This is a genomic window from Pseudomonas sp. FSL R10-2189 (assembly GCF_009600325.1).
Lineage (GTDB): Bacteria > Pseudomonadota > Gammaproteobacteria > Pseudomonadales > Pseudomonadaceae > Aquipseudomonas > Aquipseudomonas helleri.
Window position 1 is genome coordinate 29,366 of the sequence record NZ_WIVZ01000008.1, and the last position, 19,974, is coordinate 49,339.

General features: G+C 58.8%; 22 protein-coding genes. 11 read left to right on the plus strand and 11 right to left on the minus strand.

Going from position 1 to position 19,974, the window contains the following annotated elements; all coding sequences use genetic code 11:
• Positions 1-25 precede the first annotated feature (25 nt).
• Positions 26-1,102, plus strand: a complete 1,077-nt coding sequence (locus GHO32_RS08650; protein WP_048368800.1) for a 3-deoxy-7-phosphoheptulonate synthase — start codon at positions 26-28, stop codon at positions 1,100-1,102.
• 58 nt (positions 1,103-1,160) lie between these two features.
• Here the strand turns inward: GHO32_RS08650 and GHO32_RS08655 are convergent, their stop codons facing one another.
• On the minus strand, positions 1,161-1,442 hold the full coding sequence (locus GHO32_RS08655) for a GNAT family N-acetyltransferase (RefSeq protein ID WP_048368625.1): 282 nt from the start codon (positions 1,440-1,442) through the stop codon (positions 1,161-1,163).
• Positions 1,443-1,919: 477 nt separating this feature from the next.
• Here GHO32_RS08655 and oprI point away from each other — a divergent pair, with 477 nt between their 5' ends.
• A complete protein-coding gene (oprI, locus tag GHO32_RS08660; RefSeq protein WP_003172710.1) occupies positions 1,920-2,171 on the plus strand; it encodes an outer membrane lipoprotei OprI in 252 nt (83 codons plus the stop codon).
• Between the two features lie 133 nt (positions 2,172-2,304).
• Here the strand turns inward: oprI and GHO32_RS08665 are convergent, their stop codons facing one another.
• The 3 genes from GHO32_RS08665 to GHO32_RS08675 all read right to left on the minus strand — a co-directional run bounded on the left by GHO32_RS08665 (position 2,305) and on the right by GHO32_RS08675 (position 4,399).
• Positions 2,305-3,333 (minus strand): L,D-transpeptidase family protein, encoded by a 1,029-nt coding sequence (locus GHO32_RS08665; RefSeq protein ID WP_153334595.1) that lies wholly within the window; start codon positions 3,331-3,333, stop codon positions 2,305-2,307.
• Positions 3,334-3,441: 108 nt separating this feature from the next.
• Entirely contained in the window at positions 3,442-3,735 is a 294-nt protein-coding gene (locus tag GHO32_RS08670) for a hypothetical protein (RefSeq protein ID WP_003446817.1), read from the minus strand.
• Between the two features lie 58 nt (positions 3,736-3,793).
• On the minus strand, positions 3,794-4,399 hold the full coding sequence (locus tag GHO32_RS08675; RefSeq protein ID WP_048391475.1) for an arylesterase: 606 nt from the start codon (positions 4,397-4,399) through the stop codon (positions 3,794-3,796).
• 10 nt (positions 4,400-4,409) lie between these two features.
• On the opposite strand from GHO32_RS08675, the gene GHO32_RS08680 reads away from it, so the two are divergent.
• The 4 genes from GHO32_RS08680 to GHO32_RS08695 all read left to right on the plus strand — a co-directional run bounded on the left by GHO32_RS08680 (position 4,410) and on the right by GHO32_RS08695 (position 8,544).
• Positions 4,410-5,093 (plus strand): ABC transporter ATP-binding protein, encoded by a 684-nt coding sequence (locus GHO32_RS08680; protein ID WP_048368628.1) that lies wholly within the window; start codon positions 4,410-4,412, stop codon positions 5,091-5,093.
• A complete protein-coding gene (locus GHO32_RS08685; protein ID WP_153334597.1) occupies positions 5,093-7,597 on the plus strand; it encodes an ABC transporter permease in 2,505 nt (834 codons plus the stop codon). Before GHO32_RS08680 ends, GHO32_RS08685 begins: the two co-directional genes overlap by 1 nt.
• 34 nt (positions 7,598-7,631) lie before the next feature.
• The gene (gene greB / locus GHO32_RS08690; RefSeq protein ID WP_153334599.1) at positions 7,632-8,129 is read left to right on the plus strand and encodes a transcription elongation factor GreB; all 498 of its coding nucleotides are present in this window, start codon (positions 7,632-7,634) and stop codon (positions 8,127-8,129) included.
• A 127-nt stretch (positions 8,130-8,256) separates the two neighbouring features.
• Positions 8,257-8,544, plus strand: a complete 288-nt coding sequence (locus GHO32_RS08695) for a hypothetical protein (protein WP_153334601.1) — start codon at positions 8,257-8,259, stop codon at positions 8,542-8,544.
• Between the two features lie 48 nt (positions 8,545-8,592).
• Here GHO32_RS08695 and GHO32_RS08700 read toward each other — a convergent pair whose 3' ends face one another.
• Entirely contained in the window at positions 8,593-8,901 is a 309-nt protein-coding gene (locus GHO32_RS08700) for a class I SAM-dependent methyltransferase (protein ID WP_153334603.1), read from the minus strand.
• 331 nt (positions 8,902-9,232) lie between these two features.
• Here GHO32_RS08700 and GHO32_RS08705 point away from each other — a divergent pair, with 331 nt between their 5' ends.
• Positions 9,233-10,909, plus strand: a complete 1,677-nt coding sequence (locus GHO32_RS08705; protein WP_153334605.1) for an acid phosphatase — start codon at positions 9,233-9,235, stop codon at positions 10,907-10,909.
• A gap of 79 nt (positions 10,910-10,988) precedes the next feature.
• Here the strand turns inward: GHO32_RS08705 and GHO32_RS08710 are convergent, their stop codons facing one another.
• Both GHO32_RS08710 and GHO32_RS08715 read right to left on the minus strand, forming a co-directional pair.
• Positions 10,989-11,423, minus strand: coding sequence for a DoxX family protein (locus GHO32_RS08710; protein WP_153334607.1), 435 nt, complete (start codon positions 11,421-11,423; stop codon positions 10,989-10,991).
• Between the two features lie 109 nt (positions 11,424-11,532).
• Complete coding sequence (locus GHO32_RS08715; RefSeq protein ID WP_123750351.1) at positions 11,533-12,951, minus strand: transglycosylase SLT domain-containing protein; 1,419 nt, start codon at positions 12,949-12,951, stop codon at positions 11,533-11,535.
• A gap of 237 nt (positions 12,952-13,188) precedes the next feature.
• On the opposite strand from GHO32_RS08715, the gene GHO32_RS08720 reads away from it, so the two are divergent.
• The 3 genes from GHO32_RS08720 to GHO32_RS08730 all read left to right on the plus strand — a co-directional run bounded on the left by GHO32_RS08720 (position 13,189) and on the right by GHO32_RS08730 (position 16,012).
• Positions 13,189-13,998, plus strand: coding sequence for a TatD family hydrolase (locus tag GHO32_RS08720; protein WP_153334609.1), 810 nt, complete (start codon positions 13,189-13,191; stop codon positions 13,996-13,998).
• A gap of 165 nt (positions 13,999-14,163) precedes the next feature.
• Positions 14,164-15,645: a methyl-accepting chemotaxis protein gene (locus tag GHO32_RS08725; RefSeq protein WP_153334612.1), complete on the plus strand. Its 1,482-nt coding sequence runs from the start codon at positions 14,164-14,166 to the stop codon at positions 15,643-15,645.
• Between the two features lie 100 nt (positions 15,646-15,745).
• Complete coding sequence (locus GHO32_RS08730; protein ID WP_153334614.1) at positions 15,746-16,012, plus strand: DUF3040 domain-containing protein; 267 nt, start codon at positions 15,746-15,748, stop codon at positions 16,010-16,012.
• On the opposite strand, the gene GHO32_RS08735 is transcribed toward GHO32_RS08730, so the two are convergent.
• The 3 genes from GHO32_RS08735 to GHO32_RS08745 form a co-directional block, all read right to left on the minus strand.
• Complete coding sequence (locus GHO32_RS08735; protein WP_153334616.1) at positions 16,009-16,806, minus strand: acyl-CoA thioesterase II; 798 nt, start codon at positions 16,804-16,806, stop codon at positions 16,009-16,011. The genes GHO32_RS08730 and GHO32_RS08735 overlap by 4 nt on opposite strands.
• 185 nt (positions 16,807-16,991) lie before the next feature.
• Positions 16,992-17,741, minus strand: coding sequence for a CHAD domain-containing protein (locus GHO32_RS08740; protein WP_153334618.1), 750 nt, complete (start codon positions 17,739-17,741; stop codon positions 16,992-16,994).
• A gap of 28 nt (positions 17,742-17,769) precedes the next feature.
• On the minus strand, positions 17,770-18,048 hold the full coding sequence (locus GHO32_RS08745; protein ID WP_153334620.1) for a hypothetical protein: 279 nt from the start codon (positions 18,046-18,048) through the stop codon (positions 17,770-17,772).
• A 165-nt stretch (positions 18,049-18,213) separates the two neighbouring features.
• Between GHO32_RS08745 and GHO32_RS08750 the strand changes: the two genes are divergently transcribed.
• Positions 18,214-19,272 carry a patatin-like phospholipase family protein gene (locus GHO32_RS08750; protein WP_153334622.1) on the plus strand — a complete coding sequence of 353 codons (1,059 nt, stop codon included), beginning with the start codon at positions 18,214-18,216 and terminating at the stop codon, positions 19,270-19,272.
• Between the two features lie 7 nt (positions 19,273-19,279).
• Here GHO32_RS08750 and GHO32_RS08755 read toward each other — a convergent pair whose 3' ends face one another.
• A complete protein-coding gene (locus GHO32_RS08755) occupies positions 19,280-19,966 on the minus strand; it encodes a response regulator (RefSeq protein WP_153334624.1) in 687 nt (228 codons plus the stop codon).
• Positions 19,967-19,974 lie beyond the last annotated feature (8 nt).

A 19,974-nucleotide genomic window follows, 5' to 3' on the forward strand; every position in this document is an offset into this window, starting at 1 on the left:
CACCCGTGACCTGACGAGTAACACGATGGCTGATTTACCGATCGACGACCTTAACGTTGCCTCCAACGAAACCCTGATCACACCTGAACGCCTCAAGCGCGAGATCCCTCTCAGCGCTACAGCGCTGCAGACCGTGAACAAAGGGCGTGAGGTCATTCGCAACATCCTGGATGGCAAAGACCATCGCCTGTTCGTTGTCATCGGGCCTTGCTCGATCCACGACCTCAAGGCGGCTCATGAATACGCTGAGCGCCTGAAGGTACTTGCGGCTGAAGTCAGCGACACGCTGTATCTGGTCATGCGCGTTTATTTCGAAAAACCCCGCACCACCGTGGGCTGGAAAGGCCTGATCAACGACCCGTACCTGGACGACTCGTTCAAAATCGAAGACGGTTTGCACATCGGCCGTAAGTTGCTTCTGGACCTGGCCGAAATGGGCCTGCCAACCGCCACTGAAGCCCTTGACCCGATTTCTCCACAGTACCTGCAAGACCTCATCAGTTGGTCTGCCATTGGTGCGCGTACCACCGAGTCGCAAACTCACCGCGAAATGGCCTCAGGCCTGTCTTCGGCTGTCGGCTTTAAAAATGGCACCGATGGCGGCCTGACCGTTGCGATCAACGCCTTGCAGTCAGTGTCGAGCCCGCACCGTTTCCTGGGCATCAACCAGGAAGGCGGCGTGTCCATCGTCACTACCAAAGGCAATGCCTACGGCCACGTGGTATTGCGCGGTGGCAACGGTAAGCCGAACTATGACTCGGTCAGCGTGGCGCTCTGCGAGCAAGCCCTGACCAAGGCTAAAATCACTCCGAACATCATGGTCGACTGCAGCCACGCCAACTCCAACAAAGACCCGGCACTGCAACCGCTGGTGATGGAGAACGTGGCCAATCAGATCCTTGAAGGCAACCAGTCGATCATCGGCCTGATGGTTGAAAGCCACCTGAACTGGGGCTGCCAGGCGATCCCTAAAAACCTTGAAGATTTGCAGTACGGTGTCTCGATCACCGATGCCTGCATCGACTGGGCGAGCACTGAAAACACCTTGCGCAGCATGCATGCCAAGCTCAAGGATGTCTTGCCCAAGCGGGCTCGCGGCTGATTTTTCAGCGCACATAAAAAACGCCGGGCTAGCCCGGCGTTTTTTATGGAATGCTATTTCAGGTTTTAGCCTGAGTACGCTTGTGGCGCTCCATATAGCGTTCAACGTAGGAACAAGAGGGAATCACCTCGTAGCCCATTTTCTCGGCGTAATCGAGCGCCTGCTCGGTCAACGCGGCCGCAATGCCTCGCCCACGCAACGCGTTGGGCACAAAGGTGCGGTAAATATCCAGAGTCTGCTTACCCAAATCCATGTAGGTCAGGTAGGCACGGTGACCGTCGACAGTGGTCTCAAACTGGTGACCTGCCTGGTCATGGTGGATGGACAGCGCCTCGCTCATCATTACTCCTCGCGGGTCTTGGACTGTGACCTCTACCTTACTCATGTTTTTGTGCCGAGGGAACCCAGATACTGGCCCTGTGTCATTGCCGTTACACAGCAACCGGAACAGCTTCTGCAACAGGCACACTGACAACGGCAGGCACGCCGACAGGCAAAATTAAGAATAGTCGCTCTCGCAATTGATGCTCAGTGTGTGCTCGCACGCAAAAGACTAATCTATGACGCAGGCGCCCTCTTGAAGTCACTTCACACGGTCTTTATATTTGCAAACCGCTTGCTCAAGACCACCAAAGACGGGCAGTTTTCTCGGACACAATCTGTTAAATCTAGCCCATTGGCATTGATTGCCAAATATTTTTTTTGGTTCTTGCGCTAGGTCAGTTTACTTACTACAAGTAATGGGTAGTATGTACGCCGGCTGTTTCCTCATGTTGAAGGAGCAGCTTTAATTAGAAAGTCCTTGAAGGGGAACACGATGAACAACGTTCTGAAATTCTCTGCTCTGGCATTGGCCGCAGTTCTGGCTACCGGTTGCAGCAGCGTATCTAAAGAAACTGAAGCCCGTCTGACTGCAACTGAAGACGCAGCAGCTCGTTCCCAGGCTCGTGCTGACGAAGCCTACCGCAAAGCTGACGAAGCTCTGGCTGCTGCTCAAAAAGCACAACAGACTGCTGATGAAGCTAACGAACGTGCTCTGCGTATGCTTGAAAAAGCTAGCCGCAAGTAATAGTCCTTCGGGATTATTATCGAAGCCGACCCATTTTTATGGGTCGGCTTTTTTTATGCCTGCTATCAACTAAGCAGGCAATAAAAAACCGCCAGGGCGTTAACCGTGGCGGCTGTTTAAGTGCCTGGATACGTTACTGAACGTAGTCCAGCGACTGGCCCTGTGGCACCGTGGTGTTGGCGACACCAATCTCCTGAGGTATGCCGGTTTCGGCACCGACCACAGGGAACGCTTTGTCTTTGTCGATCTGGATGACCTTTTCCAGGTCTTTATGCTTAAGCAGGAAGTTGATAAAGCCTGCGTACTTGTTCTGCAGGTCTTCCGGAGTCAAATGCGACTTGTCACTTTTGGCTAGCAAAGAGCCATCTTTGACATTCAACGGCTCGTGCACTTCAAGGAAAACCTTGCCGCCACTGACACCGAGTTTGTACGGTTCGTTGATGATGCGAACGGGCGTGCCAACCGGCACCATACTGGCCATCTCGAGTACGTTTTTGTTCAGCATGCGGAAACAGCCGTGGCTGGTGCCCGTGCCGATACCGAACTTGGCGTTGGAACCATGGATCAGGTAACCCGGCATGCCCAGGGTGAACTTGAACGGCCCCAGCGGGTTGTCCGGCCCTGCTGGCACAACATTAGGCAGCGGGTCACCATTGGCTGCGTGCTCGGCCTTGATCGAAGCGGGAGGCGTCCAGGTCGGGTTTGGCGTTTTGGCCGTGACCTTGGTCAGGCCCAAAGGCGAGCCCCAGCCTTCACGGCCGATCCCCAATGGAAAGGTGTACACCTTGTTCTGATCCTTGGGGAAATAATACAAGCGGTACTCGGCAAGGTTGATCACGATGCCTTCACGCTTGCCCGGCGGCAGGATGAACTGGGTGGGCAAGACAATATCGGTGTCAACGATCGAGCCATCTAGGTTCTTTTTGACGGGCAGCCAGGCATCCACACCGGGGTTGGCGGCAATCATTTCGGAGTAGCCCAGTTCGTACTGGTTACCAAGATCCGAGAAAGAGTCTTCGTATTTGCCCTTGATGACTTGCACCTGCCCGACCACGTCTTCACCCGGTGGCGGCAGCGGAAATTCAAGCGCATGAACGGGACCCGCAACACACAGTGCGGCAACTGACAGATAACGGGTGACAGCAGGTAAGCGCGAGAACATCCGGAAGACCCTTCGCATAATCAACAGGGGACAAAAAAGAGAGTGTACACGCCACCTCGAAAAGCCGGGAGGCGTCGTATTGAGTCTTAAGGTTTCAGACAGGTTACATCACAACTCAAAGCGTAATTCAGGCCAGATCGGCTCAGTGCCGCGGCGCTGAGACTCAATGATTGCCCGGCACAGCGGGCAAAGCCGGTGATCCTGAAACACCTTGCGCGTGACATCCGACCAACGCGGCTGCGCAGGCAGCAATGAACCACACAGGGTGCGGTCAATCGTGCCACCCAGCTCCAATTGGCGCGTGACCAAATGTACCCGTACCTCCTGGCAGGCGAACAAATCGAGCTGCTCATCGGGCTCGATCAGTTGATAAGCATATAAAGACCAGGCAGGACGCGACATCAGGGGCTCCAAATCGGGGGGGCGCCACATTAGCCGAAACCATGCCGCTAGAAAAGCATCAAAGCAGTGGTTTTAGGGTTGGCCACACATTATCGAGCAAACGGCCCTGTGCATTGGCCTTCGGATGCAGGCCATCGGCCTGGATAAACTCGGGATGCCCGCCGACGCCCTCCAGGAAAAACGGCACCAGCGCGACCTTTTTCTCGCTGCCCAGATCGCTGTAGACCTTGGCAAAAGCGTCGGTATAGCGCGGGCCATAATTGGGCGGCAACAACATGCCCAACAGCAGCACTTTGGCACCTGCTTTTTGCGAGTCGTCGACCATCGCGGCAAGATTTTGTTTCAATTGTGCTGGCGGCTGGCCGCGCAGCCCATCGTTGGCGCCCAGCTCAATAATCACCACCTGCGGTTTATGCTCCGCAAGCAACGCCGGTAACCGCGCTAGCCCGCCTGCGCTGGTGTCGCCGCTGATCGAGGCATTGACCACCTGGTCATCGTAGCCTTGCTCCTTAAGCCGCTGCTGCAGCAAAGAAGCCCATCCCAGACGGGTATCCAGGCCTAAAGCCGCGCTGATACTATCGCCGACGATCAAGATTGTTCCTGCAGCTGCATTCTGCGCTATACACATCAGGGCAAGAGCAGCACTTAAAAACCACGTACGCATTGGATTCTCCATGGGCGAAAGTATTCTCACCGCGCAGAACCTTAGCAAAGTGGTTCTCAGCGCGGAAGGCGAGTTAACCATCCTGCACCCCTTAAGCCTGGAACTGCGCAAAGGCGACAGCCTGGCCATCGTTGGCGCTTCCGGCTCCGGCAAATCCACCCTGCTCGGCTTGCTCGCAGGCCTGGACCTGCCGAGCCAGGGTGAAGTCATTCTGGCCGGACATGCACTCAGCACCCTCGATGAAGATCAGCGGGCCCGCGTGCGCGCCGAACACGTTGGCTTCGTATTCCAGTCATTCCAATTGCTAGACAGCCTCAACGCACTGGAAAACGTCATGTTGCCGCTTGAGCTCGATGGCCGCAAAGACGCCCGCGAACAGGCGCGGCATTTGCTCGAACGGGTCGGCCTGGGCCAGCGCCTGAGCCACTCTCCGCGCCAGTTGTCTGGCGGTGAGCAGCAACGCGTTGCCATCGCACGGGCCTTTGCCGCCAACCCGGACGTGCTGTTTGCCGACGAACCGACCGGTAACCTCGACAGCCACACGGGCGAGCGCATTACCGAGCTGCTGTTTGAGCTGAACAAAGAACAGGGCACCACACTGGTACTGGTGACCCATGACGAACGTCTGGCCCATCGCTGCCGACGCCTGATCCGTCTTGACGCCGGCCATCTGGTCGGCCCTCTGGAGCCTTGATGGCACGTTTGCCGCTGGTCCGTCTGCTCAGCCTCGCCCTGCGCCAACTCCTGCGTGATGCACGCGCCGGTGAATTGCGCGTGCTGTTTTTTGCCGTACTGGTGGCGGTCGCTGCCAGCACCGCCATCGGTTACTTCGGCGCTCGCCTCAACGGCGCGATGGTTTTACGTGCCACCGAGTTTCTGGGGGCCGACCTGGTGCTCGAAGGCAGCTCACCGGCTCGCGAAGAGCAAATTCGCGTGGGCAACGAACTGGGACTCAAACACGCGCAAATCGTCGAGTTTTCCAGCGTAATTGCCACAGACAACGGTATTCAGCTGTCCAGCATCAAAGCCGCCGATGACGCCTACCCCCTGCGCGGCCAACTCAAAAGCGCGGCGCAGCCCTACGGCGAAGAACAACCCGGCGGCGGGCCTAAGTCCGGGCAAGCCTGGGTTGAGCCGCGGCTGTTGACTGCATTGGATCTCAAGGTCGGTGACGACATTGATGTCGGCTCAAAAACCGTCAAGATCACCCGTGTTCTGACCTACGAACCCGACCGTGCCGGTAACTTTTACAGCCTGACCCCACGGGTCCTGATCAATCTGGATGACCTGCAAGCGACCGGCATCGTACAGCCCGGCAGCCGGGTCAGCTTCCGCGAGCTATGGCGCGGCGAAGCACCGGCGCTACAGTCCTACCGTGACGTCATCCAGCCGGGCCTTGAAGCCAACCAGCGCTTGCTCGACGGGCGTGATGGCAACCAGCAAATCGGCGGCGCACTCGGCAAGGCTGAACGCTATCTGAACATGGCCAGCCTGGTAGCGGTATTGCTCGCCGGGGTGGCGGTTGCCCTGTCTGCAACCCGTTTTGCCAATCGGCGCTTTGATGCCAGCGCACTGCTGCGCTGCCTGGGCTTGTCCCGCCGCGAAACACTCTGGCTGTTCAGCCTGCAACTGGCGATGCTCGGGCTGCTGGCCAGCGTAACCGGCGCCCTGCTCGGCTGGCTGGCGCAACTAGGGTTGTTCGCTTTGCTGCACGACTTGCTCCCTGCGGATGTACCGCCCGGCGGCGTGATGCCCGCACTGGCCGGCATGGGCACCGGGCTGGTTGCACTGGCCGGTTTCGCTCTGCCGCCACTGGCCGCCCTGGGCCGTGTGCCGCCGCTGCGCGTTTTGCGCCGTGACATTCTGCCAATCCCGGCCAGCACCTGGACGGTGTACGGAGCCGCCTTGCTCGCACTGGGCCTGATCATGTGGCGCATGAGCCTGGACTTGGTGCTGACCTTCGCCCTGCTCGGCGGCGGCGTGATTGCCGCACTGATACTCGGCAGCCTGTTGCTGCTGGGCCTCAAGGGCCTTCGCCGTGGGTTGGCCCGTGCCTCCCTGCCTTGGCGTCTGGGCTTGGGCCAACTGCTGCGCCAGCCTCTGGCAGCAGCCGGTCAGGCCCTGGCGTTTGGTTTGATCCTGCTGTCGATGGCGCTGATTGCCTTGTTGCGCGGCGAACTGCTCGATACCTGGCAAAGCCAGTTGCCAAAAGATGCACCCAACTACTTTGCACTGAATATCTTGCCCACCGACAAGGACACCTTTGGTGCCCGCCTGCACGAACTCCAGGCCCACGCTGCGCCGATCTACCCGGTGGTGCCGGGGCGCCTGATCAGCATCAATGGCGAGCCGGTGCAAGAGATCGTCACCAAAGACTCCAGCGGCGACAAAGCCGTACAGCGCGACCTGAGCCTGACCTGGGCTGCCGACCTGCCTGAAGGCAACGAACTGACCGCTGGCCAGTGGTGGTCGGCGCAACCGCCACAGGGCGTGCCAGGGGTGTCAGTTGAAGCCAAAGTGGCTGAAAGCCTGAAACTCAAGCTGGGCGACCATCTGGTGTTTACGGTTGCCGGGGTCAATCGCGAGGCGCAAGTCACCAGTTTGCGCAGCATTAACTGGGACAACTTCCAGCCCAACTTTTTCATGATCTTCCAGCCCGGCACCCTGCAAGACTTGCCGACCACCTACCTCACCAGTTTTTACCTGGCCCCGGGTCACGACACGCAAATCATTGAGCTGTCGCGCAGCTTCCCGGCGGTGACCATCCTGCCGATTGATGCCTTGCTCGAACAGCTGCGCAGCATTCTGGCGCAAGTCACGATTGCCATTGAGTACGTGCTGTTGTTCGTTCTGGCGGCGGGGATGACAGTGCTGTTTTCCGGCCTGCAATCCACCCTCGACGAGCGCATTCGCCAAGGTGCCTTACTGCGGGCATTGGGAGCCGAACGCCAACTGCTGATCAAGGCCAGGCACATCGAGTTCGGTTTGCTCGGTGCCACCAGCGGCTTGCTGGCTGCGCTGGGCGCAGAACTGGTCAGCCTGGTGCTGTACCGCTATGCCTTTGACCTGCCCTGGCACCCGCACCCATGGCTGTTGTTGCTGCCGGTGCTTGGCGCCGTAATGGTTGGCGGCGCCGGGGTGTTTGGCACCCGCCGCGCCCTCAATGCCAGCCCGCTGACAGTGCTGCGCGAGGGCTGATAGACTCGCGCCCTTCTCTGCCAACGGATTGACCATGAGCCGCTATCGACCACCCCGCCCTGCTGGCACCGCGCTGATCACCCCGGAAGGTGAAGCGCGGATGCGCGCCGAACTGCATGAGCTATGGCATGTGCGCAGGCCACAGGTCACGCAGTCGGTCAGCGAAGCAGCGGCACAAGGCGATCGCTCGGAAAACGCTGAATACACCTACGGCAAAAAGATGCTGCGCGAGATCGACAGCCGCGTGCGTTTTCTCACCAAACGTCTCGAAAGCCTGAAAGTGGTCAGCGAAAAACCCGGCGACCCGAACAAAGTATATTTCGGCGCCTGGGTCACGATTGAAGATGAAGACGGCAAACAGTCACGCTACCGCATCGTCGGCCCCGATGAGCTGGACCTTAAACAGGGCCTGATCAGCATCGACTCGCCCCTGGCCCGCGCCTTGATTGGCAAAGCGCTGGATGCCGAAGTTCGGGTACAAACGCCTACCGGCGAACAGTGCGTGTATATCGTGGCTATTGAGTACCCCTGATTAACAGCACCGCTGTTTATCCGGGGCGTTTCTTACAAACAGCGTGGCAGTTGTCTCATTGAGCGTTGAGCCCACGAAACTAAGCTGAGGACTACAAACCACTTACATTATTTAAAGGAATAAATTAATGGCTCTTTTTACCCGCCTCTTCGTAGCACTTTCACTGAGCGTGCTCGTCACCACCCCCGCAACAGCAAGTACAAACAGCTCCGACTGGACTGAGGCTGAGATAAAACGGCTACCAGGCAAGGGGCCCTATCTCTACAAAGACTGCATTACACCGTTTAGCGGGCATTGGGTGCCAACATTGCCGTTTCGCTCGACTTACTCGACGGCAGAAGAACTGATGGCCAACACGAATTTTGAACAGTGCGTGAAGTTTGGATGGTCGTCTTATCACCAGTTTGAAACTTGATCCGTTTCAGCTTTACCTGTTAAGCAAAGCTGATGGCGACCCTGTTCATTAACGCAACGTGATTAAACCCTGGCGTGACACGCGTATAAGGTTGCGAATGACCAACTCGGCATTTTCGCTTGAAGGCGACTGAATCACTGCCAGGTCAAAACTGTCGGCGGCAAAACGCGTCAGCTCGTCGCCGACCTCAACAAACTGAATCAAAAACGCTGAAGTTTGCCCTTTGCGACGCGGCCAGCCGTCCAGATAACGCAGCAGCGTTGGCTGATGTTTACCGCCCAGGAGGATTTTTGGGTTGCGCGAAGTCTGATTGGCCGTGATCGGCGCTAGACGAACGAAAGGACGTGGTTGACTCATGTATCGGTTCTCCGCCTCAAGGTTCTGCGTGGCAGGTGAGAGGCAACACCGAACCAGCGCTTTAGCGGTATTTTGAGCGTCTTTTGACACCCTGGCGCCCCGCAAGTAGCTGTTTAAATCGGCGCAAGAAACATCCTAGATAAAGCCGGTTACAACTGTCAAGAATCATATGCCACGAAAACCCCGTACCAGACGCCCCCATGAATTCATGCACGCTTAGATGAAGAATGCATCTGCGCTAAGTTGAATTCGATCATTTGAAACCCCGCCGTCATAATCCCTTGTTACGCTGCCGCCGAAAATGTTTTGTAACAGTTAACAGGACTCCGTAATGAGCGACGAAAAAGACAAGGACACCCAACTCCCTGCCGATGCCAGCCGCCGTCGCTTCCTCGCCGGTGCAGCCGCGCTCGGTGTCGGTGCGGCGACCTTGAATGTGTACGCAAACACCCCGCATGACACCCCGGTCACAGCTGAACCGCTGACCCCGACCGAGCTGGACAAAAAACTCCACGAGCAGGTGAAAACCATCGTGGTGATTTACGCCGAGAACCGCAGTTTCAACAACTTGTTCGCCAACTTCCCCGGCGTCGAAAAACCCTTGTCGGCGCTCAAGCCTGCGGACTATCAGCAGCGCGACCGCGATGGCAGCCTGCTCAACACCCTGCCACCGGCCTGGGGCGGCGTCTTGCAGGTAGGCCCGCAAACGGTTGACGGTGTCACGTACCCGCAAGGCGTGCAGTTCCAGGAAAACCTGCCCAACGCACCATTCGCCCTTAAAGGCCCGAATCAGGAAGACCTGCCGTTGAGCCTGGTGACCCGTGACCTGTGGCACGTGTTTTATCAAAACCAGATGCAAATCAACGACGGCAAAAACGACCAGTTTGTGGCCTGGGGCGACTCCGGTGGTTTGCCCATGGGCCACTACGCGCAGTCGCAATATTCCCTGCGCTTGTGGGATGTTGCCCGTGAGTTCGTACTGTGTGACAACTTCTTCCAGGGCGCTTTTGGCGGCTCGTTCCTCAACCACCAGTACTTGATCAGTGCCGCCGTGCCGGTTTACCCGGACGCCGCCAACTCTGTGGCCAAGAGCCAGATCGCCACGCTGGAAGGCGACGACCCTAAAGGCACGCGCCTCAAGCCATTGGATAAATCGCCCCAAAGCGCCATGACCGGCGCCCCGCAGTTTGGCCCCAGCGCTATCACGCCTGACGGCTACGCAGTCAACACCATGGCCCCGCCCTACTGGCCGACCTGGATTCGTGACCCAGAACGCCCGGACTACTCCAAGCCCGACCTGCCCAGCGTGCTGGTGCCGCAAAACCATGAACACATTGGCGACAAACTGAGCAAAAAGAACATCGACTGGGCCTGGTACGCCGGTGCCTGGCAAGCCACGCTCGACGAGTACAAAGACTCCGGCGGCATCCCCAAGATCCCGAACTTCCAGTACCACCACCAGCCGTTCAATTACTTCACCCGCCAAGGCCCGGAACACCCGGCTGAACGCAGCAAACGCCTGCGTGATGGCGGCCTGGGCGACGAAAGCAGCAGCAACCGCTTCCTCGCCGATGCCGAAGCCGGCAAGCTGCCGGCGGTGTCGTTTTACAAACCTCAGGGCAACCTCAACCTGCACGCCGGTTATGCCGACGTGGCGTCGGGCGACCGGCATTTGGACCGCGTACTCAAAGTGCTGCGCAACAGCCCGCAATGGGAAAACATGGTCATCGTGCTGACAGTAGACGAAAACGGCGGCTGGTGGGACCACGTTGCGCCGCCCAAGGGCGACCGCTGGGGCCCGGGCACACGCATCCCGGCGTTGGTCGTGTCACCGTTCGCGCGCAAAGGCACGGTCGACCACACGGTATATGACACGGCGTCGGTCCTGCGCTTGATCACCCGCGTGCACCAACTGGAAACCCTCGACGGCCTTAAACACCGTGACGATGCCATGAAAGCCCGCGGCCAAACGCCCATGGGCGATATGACCAACGCGCTGATGTTCTGAAGCTGACCCGCCACACACAAAAAATCCGCAGCCCTTGTACCGGGCTGCGGATTTTTTATGGCCTGCGAAAAGCTCGCGATTAGCCAGCGATGGCCCGATCAGCCGAGAGTTTGCCAGCACCTTCAAGCAATACGGCCAGCGTGCCGCCGAGCAAGGCCAGGGCAAATTCATAGCCGTTGTTGGCCATAAACAGCCCGTTGTGAATATGCACCGAGAAAATGGCCACCAGCAAAGTGAACGACAAGCCCAAGGCCGCCGGGCGTGCCAGCAAACCGATAATCAAGGCCAGCCCGCCAAAGAACTCAGTCCCGCCCGACAACAGTGCCATCAAGGTGCCCGGTGCCAGACCGATGCTTTCCATCCATTGTGCGGTGCCCGCCAGGCCGCCCCCACCAAACCAGCCAAAAAGCTTTTGCGAGCCGTGGGCCGCAAAGATGATACCGACAAACACCCGCAGGACGGTCAAACCGTAGCCGGCACGGGTGGAGAGAACAGTCTTGATCAATTTGCTCATGGTGCGTTCCTTCAAATCAGGGGGGGGAATGGACGCCATATTAATCAGTTTTTATCATGTTAAAAGTCGAATAAACCCCGCATTACAATCGAATTATTCGATTATTCGATTATTTGCGAGAGGCTACCCGTCCTGCTGCCGGCTCCAAAGAGTCGCGCTCGCGGTCGAATGCCAAATAGTATTTATTCACGCTATTAACATAGCTGACGGCGCTCATGCCCATCTGTTCCATGGCAATACGCTCTACCTGAAAAAACCACTGATTGGGGTTCAAGCCCCGCCGCTTGGCCTCGGCGCGCATGGCCTGCACCCGCTCAGGGCCCATGTTGTAAGCCGCCAGCACAAAGGCCATGCGCTCACGCTCATTGAGTTTGGGGCTGGAAAAAAATTTACGGCGAATCATCGATAAGTACTTGGCACCGGCCTGCACATTGTTATCGACATTCTTGATGTCATTGACCCCGACCCGCTGCGCCGCCGAAGGGGTAATTTGCAGCAGCCCCGTCGCGCCACCCGAACCGCGTGCACCGGGGTCCAGGGCAGACTCTTTGAAAGCCAGCGCGGCCAGGTTCAGCCAATCCATACCCTGTTGCCGTGCATGTTTTTGCAGCACCGGGCGCAGTTTTTCGAGTTTTTGCCGGTCCGTTTTTGCCAACGGGTAATGCACCCGGTACAAACCACGGTAAACCTTCTCAAAGGCCAGGTCCTGATTGGACGGGGCTTTATAACTGGCCAGGAACTTGTCGACACTGGCGTGCAACATGGCGGCATCGCGGCGTACAAACCAGCGCATCGCGGCCGGCTCGCTGATCAGCACCTGGCGGTCAAAGCGCAGCTTGGGCATCAGCGTGGCCCAACGTTCGGCAATCGGCTTTTCGACAATGGTCAGATGAAAGATCCCGGCCTGCACCATCTCCAGCACATCCTCCACCGCCAGGCTCGGGTCGACCCACTCCACCTTCACCGGGGGCAATTTGCGCAGCGCGAGTTTTTGATTGATCAGGCTGATGGACTCACCGGCCGCGCTGCCCGTGGTCAATGCCACTGTGCGCCCGGACAGTTGTTCAAACCGGGTAAAACGCCGTTCGCCCTTCTTCCCGACCAGCAACAACGGTACCCGATCGACCACAGGATCACTCGGGCTCACCGCATGGCTGGGCTTGACGTCCAGCAACTCACCCGGCGCCATCAAGTCGCCTTCGCCACGCATGAGCGCACCGAGTAACTGGTCCTTGGCCTTGGGAATGATCTTGAGAGTGATTTCGTGCCCGTCGCGGGCGCTGGCATTCAGGTACTGCTCGAAAGCGCGCAGGCGATGGTATTCAACACCGATGTCCTGGCCCTGCACTTCGCCGGAGCTGTTGCGGCTTTGATTCACCAGCACACGCAACACCTGACTGCTGCGAATCTGCGCCAGATCGCGGACCTGACTTGGCTGCCCGACTTGCAGTGGCCCAGCCAATCGCGCCATTGCCGGGAGCGGCAACAGCAACAGGCACAGTGCAATCAATAACGTAGGTCTCGTCATCCGTTCTCCGGAAAGAATACAGTCCCGCGCCGCATCGGATTACCCGACAATCGGTCACCCCATTGGGGGAATTTCAGCGCTGGAAACAGAGCGCAATACAGCCAATGCACCCTGAAATGAAAAAGGCATTGCGTTGTTGCGGCATTCAAAGACAACCATAACCGTCTGTAGTTCTTGGTTTTTCTTATAAAACTACAGCTCTGATATGCTTCACGGCCTGTGGCCTGAGGTAGAACCATGCAACTCATAGATATCGGCGTCAACCTGACCAACTCCAGTTTCGACGGCAAGCACCAAGCCGTACTGGACCGTGCGTACGCTGCTGGCGTCGCCCAACTGGTCCTCACTGGCACCAGCGTTGAAGGCAGCGAACAGGCCTTGCAACTGTGCCGCGAGCTGGACGAAAACGGCCAACGGCTGTTCGCCACGGCGGGCATTCACCCGCATTCGGCCAGCGACTGGAACGGCGATAGCGCCCGGCGTCTGCGGGCTTTGCTCAAGGAGGCGAACGTGCGAGCCGTGGGTGAATGCGGGCTGGACTTCAACCGCGACTTCTCGCCGCGTGCACAACAAGAGAAAGTGCTGGAAGAGCACTTGGCGCTGGCCGTGGAACTGCAACTACCGGTCTTCCTGCACGAGCGCGACGCCAACCAGCGTCTGCTGGAAATCCTGCGCAACTACCGCGACCACTTGTCCGCAGCGGTTGTGCACTGTTTTACCGGCGAGCAGCGGGCATTGTTCAGCTACCTCGACCTGGACCTGCACATCGGCATTACCGGCTGGATTTGTGACGAGCGCCGCGGCACCCACCTGCACCCGCTGGTCCGCGATATCCCGCGCGGTCGCTTAATGCTTGAGAGCGATGCGCCGTACCTGCTGCCGCGCACCTTGCGCCCCAAGCCCAAAAGTGGCCGTAACGAGCCGGCTTATCTGCCCGAAGTGCTGCGCGAAGTGGCCGTGCACCGCGCCGAATTCGAAGACGACCTGGCCGCCCACACCACCGCCTGCGCCCGGGCGTTTTTTGGCTTGCCGATGCTGGACGCATAATCTAAATCTGTAGGAGCGAGCTTGCCTCGCGATCTTTTGATCTTCCCAAGCCGGGTCCTCCTTGTATCGGACAGCTTGACCCATATCAACATTGTCTTCATAAAGTAGCGGCACAATGATGGCACCTTGCCAATATTGTGTTCGCCACATCAGAGAAGACCTTCCATGGGTGCCTGGCTTAGCAACATCTCGCTTAAATACAAATTCTGGGCTGTGAATGCGGTGGCTTTTGTCACCACGTTGCTGCTGGTGCTGTACGCCGTGCAACTCGAACAGCAATCACGCAGCAGCGCCGCCCACGCCAATGCCAAGGCTCAGGCGCACCTGCTCAGCCTGTGGCCGGCCAATCAGCCACTGCCCGAAGCCCAAGACCTGCTGCCACTGGCGCCCAATACCGTGCCGACCGTCAACGGTCAGTCGTTGCCGCAATTAAGCGACGCTAACGGCTGGGTATCGCTCAATCACATGCCTTTGTTCGGGCAAAACCCGCTGTCCGGAGCCGAGGTGGTCAGCCGCGAGAATGGTCAGAAAGTCGCCGTGCTGGCCTACGCGCCCAGCCTGGCGCAAGTGTTCGTCGAGCGTTTGCCCAATTATGCAGCGGCCGTCCTGGTGCTGATGCTGGCCATGCTCTGCGCCTCTCAACTGTTGATCCGTTTTCTGCTCAGCCAGCTCAACACCCTCAAGGATGTGATGCTGCACGTCGAAAAAACCGGCGATTTGTCGGCCCGCGTGCCGTTGGCCTGCACCGATGAAGTCGGCCAAATGGCCAGCGCGTTCAATGCCATGCAGGCCGGTTATCAGCGGGTGGTCAACACCGTTGCAGACACCGCCGCGCAACTGGATGCCGGGGCCGCGCGCCTGGCCAGCAGCATGAACGAAGTGCAACACGGCATGCTCGGCCAGCAAAGCGAGACGGACCAGGCCGCCACGGCCATCAATGAGATGACTGCCACGGTCCATCACATCGCCCAGCACGCAGGTGCCACCCGTGATTTGTCGCAAACCGCCGATGACCTGGCCGGCAGCGGGCAACAAGTGGTCAGCCGCGTGCAAACCTCCATTGCCAACCTCTCCGATGGCGTGCAAAAAACCGCCGAGATGATTCAGCAACTGGCCCAGGACAGCCAGCAGATCAATAGCGTGGTCAGTGTGATCCACAGCATCGCTGAACAAACCAACCTGCTGGCGCTCAACGCTGCCATCGAAGCCGCCCGGGCCGGCGACATGGGCCGTGGTTTTGCCGTGGTGGCCGACGAAGTGCGGCACTTGGCCAAGCGCGTGCAAACCTCTACCGACGAAATCACCAAGATGGTTTCAGCCTTGCAGGCCGGCACCCGTGATGCCGTGGACTTTATGCAAGAAAGCTCGTTCAAGGCCGACGATTGCGTGCAACAGGCTCAAGAGGCAGGCGCAGCCTTGGCCGAGATCACCCACGCGGTGGCGCAAATGCGCGAAAGCAATACGCAAATCGCGGTCGCGGCCGAGCAGCAAAGCCAGGTGGCCGAAGAAATGAACCGCGCCGTGGTCAGCATTCGTGATGTCACCGAAGACACCGTGCAACAAACCGTCGATTCGGCGACCACCAGCAATCAGTTGGCAACACTGGCCGGTGAGCTGAATCGGGCCATTGGTCAGTTAAAGCTATAAGGCCTATAGCCAGAGTCGATTCGCCGTTCGCCCGGCTCGCCCCTATTCTTGGCTCATCCGGTTCAGACAAGACTGAACCCTTGAACCAAGGAGAGAAATCATGGGCAAACGTCATCCTGATCTACCCGCCTGGCAATGGCGCTCCAACCCACAAGGCACCCGCAGTGCCAGCCATCAGGCGCTGAGCCTGCTGGCTGTGGCGATGATGGTGCTGGCGTTCCTGCTGTTGGCCACCGGCGTGTTCAGCAACAACGCCTCAAGCGCGGTGATTGGCCTGGTGGCGCTGTTCGCCGGCATGGCCATTCAGCGCCAGAGCCGCCAGTTGGATGCCAAGGCTGAGCAGGCACAGCGCAGCAAAATGTTTTAACCGAAGATGGCGACGGTCTGGCGACTGATAGCAATCAGCTCGCCATTGGGTGCCCACAGATTGGCCGCCACATGGCCATAGCCGTCACGGGCATGTTCGATCACCGCCAGGTATTTGCACCAGTCAAGGGTGTTGGCGTCGGGTAGCGGCTGCACAAACTCCACCGTCCAGGTCAGCGTGCTGCCCGCCGTCGGTTTGTTGAGCAACGGCAACAACGCCGGAGGCCAGGTGTCGATCAACGCCAGCAGATGGGTTTCTGTGAGCGACTGCTCTGCCACCTCACCGGCAAAACGCACCCAACCGCCCATTTCACGTGTGCCGCGCCCGGTAAACGGAATGGCGCCCACGGCAAACGCCATCGACAAGTGCCGCATGAACTCCGGGGTCACCCCTTTGATGTAGGGCAATAGCGGGCATTGCTCTGGGGCTTTCATGTCCGGGGCTGGCAAGCTGTCTACCTTCACCGCCGACTCGCGGGCACCACCAAAACTGCCTTGCACCAGTGTCACCACCTGGCCGTTTTGCACGGCCCGACCCAGCACCTGGCTCACTGCCTTGCCTTCGCGCAGCACCTCGACTTCAAAACTCACCGGCACACCCGGCTCGGCGGGCCCGACAAACGTCACCGCCAATGAGCGCAACGCCCGCTCGCTGGACACTTGAGCGCGCATGGCTTCGTACTGCAACGCCACCATCAGCCCACCAAAACTGGCCCGCCCCTGCCCCCAATCTTCAGTGATGGTCACGTCCAGGGGGTTTTTACGTACAGCGTCGACCAATTCAGAAAACTGCATAAACACCTCAACGCGGAACAATAGGCCGTGATACTACTGACCCGCCCGCCTCGGCACAGCGCCTATATGCGCCAAATCATCTGCTGAAAAAGCACTTCCCCCTGTAGGAGCGAGCTTGCCTCGCGATCTTTTGATCTTTAAAAGATCGCGAGGCAAGCTCGCTCCTACAGAGGTATGTGAACGCTTTAGCGCAATTTGGCCAACACCCGATCGGCGCGTTTCTCGCCTCGAGCCAAGGTGGCGCGCCATTGCTCAACGCACGGTTGCAGATCGGGCTGTTGCTCAGCCTGAGCGAGCCACTGCCAGGCGTCATGCCATTCACCCAAGGCCTTTTGCGCGTCTTTCAGGTGTTTCATCACGGCCTTGGGCACGCGGTCCAGCTCGGGATAGGCCTCGGCGCCATAACGCACGCGCTTGATCAACAACCGGACCTTATGCCGGTCGTGGGCCGGGTCTTTCAGGGCTTTGTGCAGCGCCTGCCATTGCTTGGCCAAAATCGCCTCAATGCGTTGGCGCAACCCGCGCAACAAGCGCTCGCGCTCGCTGGCGCGCAAAAAGCGCGGGAACGCCTCGAGGATCATCAGCAATTGCGACAGCTCAGTACTGGCCGCCACCCGCGGATAACTGCCGGCCAATTGTGTTAACCGGCGCTTGGCCAGGGTCGGGTGGCCCTGTTGCTCCAGGTGCGCCGCCAACACTTCAAGGTCACGCAGGGGGGTTGTCAAAACGCCGACCTGCGAGGCCGACATTTCAAGCTGGACCACCCCCGGCAACCCCCGCAACGGACGTAACAGGCTGCGCAAACGACGGACCGTGGTGCGCAGGTCATGCAGTGCTTCAGGATCGGTTTGGGCCTCTAAACGCGCCTGGCAGGCCAACAACTTGACCTCCAGACGCAAGCAGTTAGCCACGATCCGATTAACCAAATCAGACATCCTTACTCTCCCTCGTCAGGTTGGCGCCTCAACGCCCGGCGCGGGACTCCTGGATATAGAAGCGCGCCTTCTCGGCCTTGGTCGTGCAGCCTTCAAAGGCCTCGAATTGTTGCTGAGTTTTCGCCGCCGTCAGCAAAGACAGGGCTTTGGAATAGCTGACCGTTCCGGCAAACCCTTCAGCCTTGGCCAGGTCCAGTTCGTGCCAGGCCGCGTCCAGCTGCGTGCCGCAACTGTCACGGTAAACCTTCTTGCCCGCGCAACCGACCAAAGCAATCGCCATTAATGGCACACAGATCCAAGCTTTCATGGGGCAAATCCTCAAATAATTGTTCAGTGCTAAGACGGGCAACCGGCCTAAAAGTGCCGTAACGCAAAACGTCGTGGAGCAAGACTAGCTCGCCAAACCGCTTTGAGCTGTCACTGACTCACACAAAAAGGCATTGTAAGCACTTGTCTTGCAAAGGACCGGCTCATGAAAAAACGTATTGCACTGGTATTGGGCTCCGGAGGCGCGCGGGGCTATGCCCACATCGGGGTCATTGAAGAGCTCGAAAGCCGGGGTTACGAGATTGCCTGCATTGCAGGTTGTTCGATGGGCGCCGTGGTGGGCGGGATTTATGCCGCCGGCAAGCTTGACCAATACCGCGACTGGATTCAAAGCCTGGATTATCTGGATGTACTGCGCCTGGTGGACGTGAGTTTTCGCCTCGGGGCCATTCGTGGCGAGAGAGTCTTCGGGCAAATTCGCAACATTGTCGGCGAGATCAATATTGAAGACCTGCGCATCCCTTATACCGCCGTCGCCACCGACCTGACCCATCAGCAGGAAATCTGGTTTCAAGAAGGCTGCCTGCACCAGGCCATGCGCGCCTCGGCGGCCATCCCCAGCCTGTTTACCCCGGTGATGCAGGGCAATCGCATGCTGGTTGATGGCGGTTTGCTTAATCCGTTGCCCATCGTCCCGGTGGTGTCCAGCCACTGCGACCTGATTGTCGCCGTCAACCTCAACTCCACCACGCAAAATCATTACCAGCTCCCGGTGATCCCGCGCCCGGCGGCCTTCAAAGGCCGGTTTAACAACCTGATGAGTTCGCTGGGCTCGCACATTCCGTTTCGCACCCGCCAGGCAGAGCACCTGCTCGACCTTGAACAGGAGATGCTCAAACCTGCCACCGAGCCAGAAGCCGAAGTGCCCTTCAACCCCTGGATAGACTCAGCGACACCCAAGCCTGCGCCCAGCCTTGCGGCCAGCACACAAGGCGCACCCAAGTCCGCCACCGGTTCGGTCATCATCGACAACGTCGGCCCGGCGTCGCTGCTGGATCTGATCAACCAGAGCTTCGAGGTGATGCAGACCTCTTTGGCGCAGTACAAAATCGCCGGATACCCGCCGGATATTCTGATCAACGTGCCAAAACGGGTGTGCCGCTTCTTTGAGTTTTACAAGGCCGCCGAGCTGATCGCCCTGGGCCGGGAAATTGCCAAAGACACGCTGGACCGCTATGAAGCTGACCAGCGTTCACACCCCTGACGAGGCGTCAGCTCAACAGCCGGTAGCCCACGCCGGCCTCGGTGGCGATAAAACGCGGCGAGGTCGGGTCGTCGGCCAGTTTCTGCCGCAAATGCCCGACCACGATCCGCAGGTAGTGGCTGTTCTCGACATGGCTCGGGCCCCAGATGTCCTTGAGCAATTGCTGCTGGGTAATCACCCGCCCCGGATGGCTCGCCAGTTGCGCCAGCACCGCGTATTCCTTGCGGGTCAGGCCCACTTCTACGCCGTCGAGCAGCACCCGGCGAAACGCCAGATCAATGATTAGCGGGCCCAGCTCAACCGCCGCTTGCCGGGTTTCTCCGCTGGGGGCCTGGCGCAACAAGGCGCGGATGCGCGCCAAAAACTCCTGAATGCCAAACGGTTTGGTCACGTAGTCATTGGCGCCACCGTCCAGCGCCTGGACCTTTTGCGCTTCGCTGGCACGCACTGACAACACCAGCACCGGCGCCGTCGACCACTCGCGAAACTCGCGCAACACCTGTTGGCCGTCCATGTCCGGCAAGCCCAGATCGAGCACCATGACGTCGGGTTTGTTCAACGCCGCCTGGCTCAAGCCTTCGGCTCCGGTCGCCGCCTCAAGCACGGTGTAGCCCTGGGACACCAGGCTGATGCGCAAAAACTTGCGGATCTGAGGTTCGTCATCAATGACCAAAATCGTCGCTGGCTGGCTCATGGCAATTC

Bases quoted from the DNA above. Each gene is read 5' to 3' on its own strand.
- GHO32_RS08670 (WP_003446817.1), bottom strand. From the start codon at position 3,735: ATGTCGCGTCCTGCCTGGTCTTTATATGCTTATCAACTGATCGAGCCC.
- GHO32_RS08715 (WP_123750351.1), bottom strand. From the start codon at position 12,951: ATGACGAGACCTACGTTATTGATTGCACTGTGCCTGTTGCTGTTGCCG.
- GHO32_RS08705 (WP_153334605.1), top strand. From the start codon at position 9,233: ATGAGCGACGAAAAAGACAAGGACACCCAACTCCCTGCCGATGCCAGC.
- GHO32_RS08685 (WP_153334597.1), top strand. From the start codon at position 5,093: ATGGCACGTTTGCCGCTGGTCCGTCTGCTCAGCCTCGCCCTGCGCCAA.
- GHO32_RS08700 (WP_153334603.1), bottom strand. From the start codon at position 8,901: ATGAGTCAACCACGTCCTTTCGTTCGTCTAGCGCCGATCACGGCCAAT.
- greB (WP_153334599.1), top strand. From the start codon at position 7,632: ATGAGCCGCTATCGACCACCCCGCCCTGCTGGCACCGCGCTGATCACC.
- GHO32_RS08680 (WP_048368628.1), top strand. From the start codon at position 4,410: ATGGGCGAAAGTATTCTCACCGCGCAGAACCTTAGCAAAGTGGTTCTC.
- GHO32_RS08655 (WP_048368625.1), bottom strand. From the start codon at position 1,442: ATGAGCGAGGCGCTGTCCATCCACCATGACCAGGCAGGTCACCAGTTT.
- GHO32_RS08740 (WP_153334618.1), bottom strand. From the start codon at position 17,741: ATGTCTGATTTGGTTAATCGGATCGTGGCTAACTGCTTGCGTCTGGAG.
- GHO32_RS08750 (WP_153334622.1), top strand. From the start codon at position 18,214: ATGAAAAAACGTATTGCACTGGTATTGGGCTCCGGAGGCGCGCGGGGC.
- GHO32_RS08720 (WP_153334609.1), top strand. From the start codon at position 13,189: ATGCAACTCATAGATATCGGCGTCAACCTGACCAACTCCAGTTTCGAC.
- GHO32_RS08710 (WP_153334607.1), bottom strand. From the start codon at position 11,423: ATGAGCAAATTGATCAAGACTGTTCTCTCCACCCGTGCCGGCTACGGT.
- oprI (WP_003172710.1), top strand. From the start codon at position 1,920: ATGAACAACGTTCTGAAATTCTCTGCTCTGGCATTGGCCGCAGTTCTG.
- GHO32_RS08745 (WP_153334620.1), bottom strand. From the start codon at position 18,048: ATGAAAGCTTGGATCTGTGTGCCATTAATGGCGATTGCTTTGGTCGGT.
- GHO32_RS08675 (WP_048391475.1), bottom strand. From the start codon at position 4,399: ATGCGTACGTGGTTTTTAAGTGCTGCTCTTGCCCTGATGTGTATAGCG.
- GHO32_RS08665 (WP_153334595.1), bottom strand. From the start codon at position 3,333: ATGTTCTCGCGCTTACCTGCTGTCACCCGTTATCTGTCAGTTGCCGCA.
- GHO32_RS08755 (WP_153334624.1), bottom strand. From the start codon at position 19,966: ATGAGCCAGCCAGCGACGATTTTGGTCATTGATGACGAACCTCAGATC.
- GHO32_RS08650 (WP_048368800.1), top strand. From the start codon at position 26: ATGGCTGATTTACCGATCGACGACCTTAACGTTGCCTCCAACGAAACC.
- GHO32_RS08735 (WP_153334616.1), bottom strand. From the start codon at position 16,806: ATGCAGTTTTCTGAATTGGTCGACGCTGTACGTAAAAACCCCCTGGAC.
- GHO32_RS08695 (WP_153334601.1), top strand. From the start codon at position 8,257: ATGGCTCTTTTTACCCGCCTCTTCGTAGCACTTTCACTGAGCGTGCTC.
- GHO32_RS08725 (WP_153334612.1), top strand. From the start codon at position 14,164: ATGGGTGCCTGGCTTAGCAACATCTCGCTTAAATACAAATTCTGGGCT.
- GHO32_RS08730 (WP_153334614.1), top strand. From the start codon at position 15,746: ATGGGCAAACGTCATCCTGATCTACCCGCCTGGCAATGGCGCTCCAAC.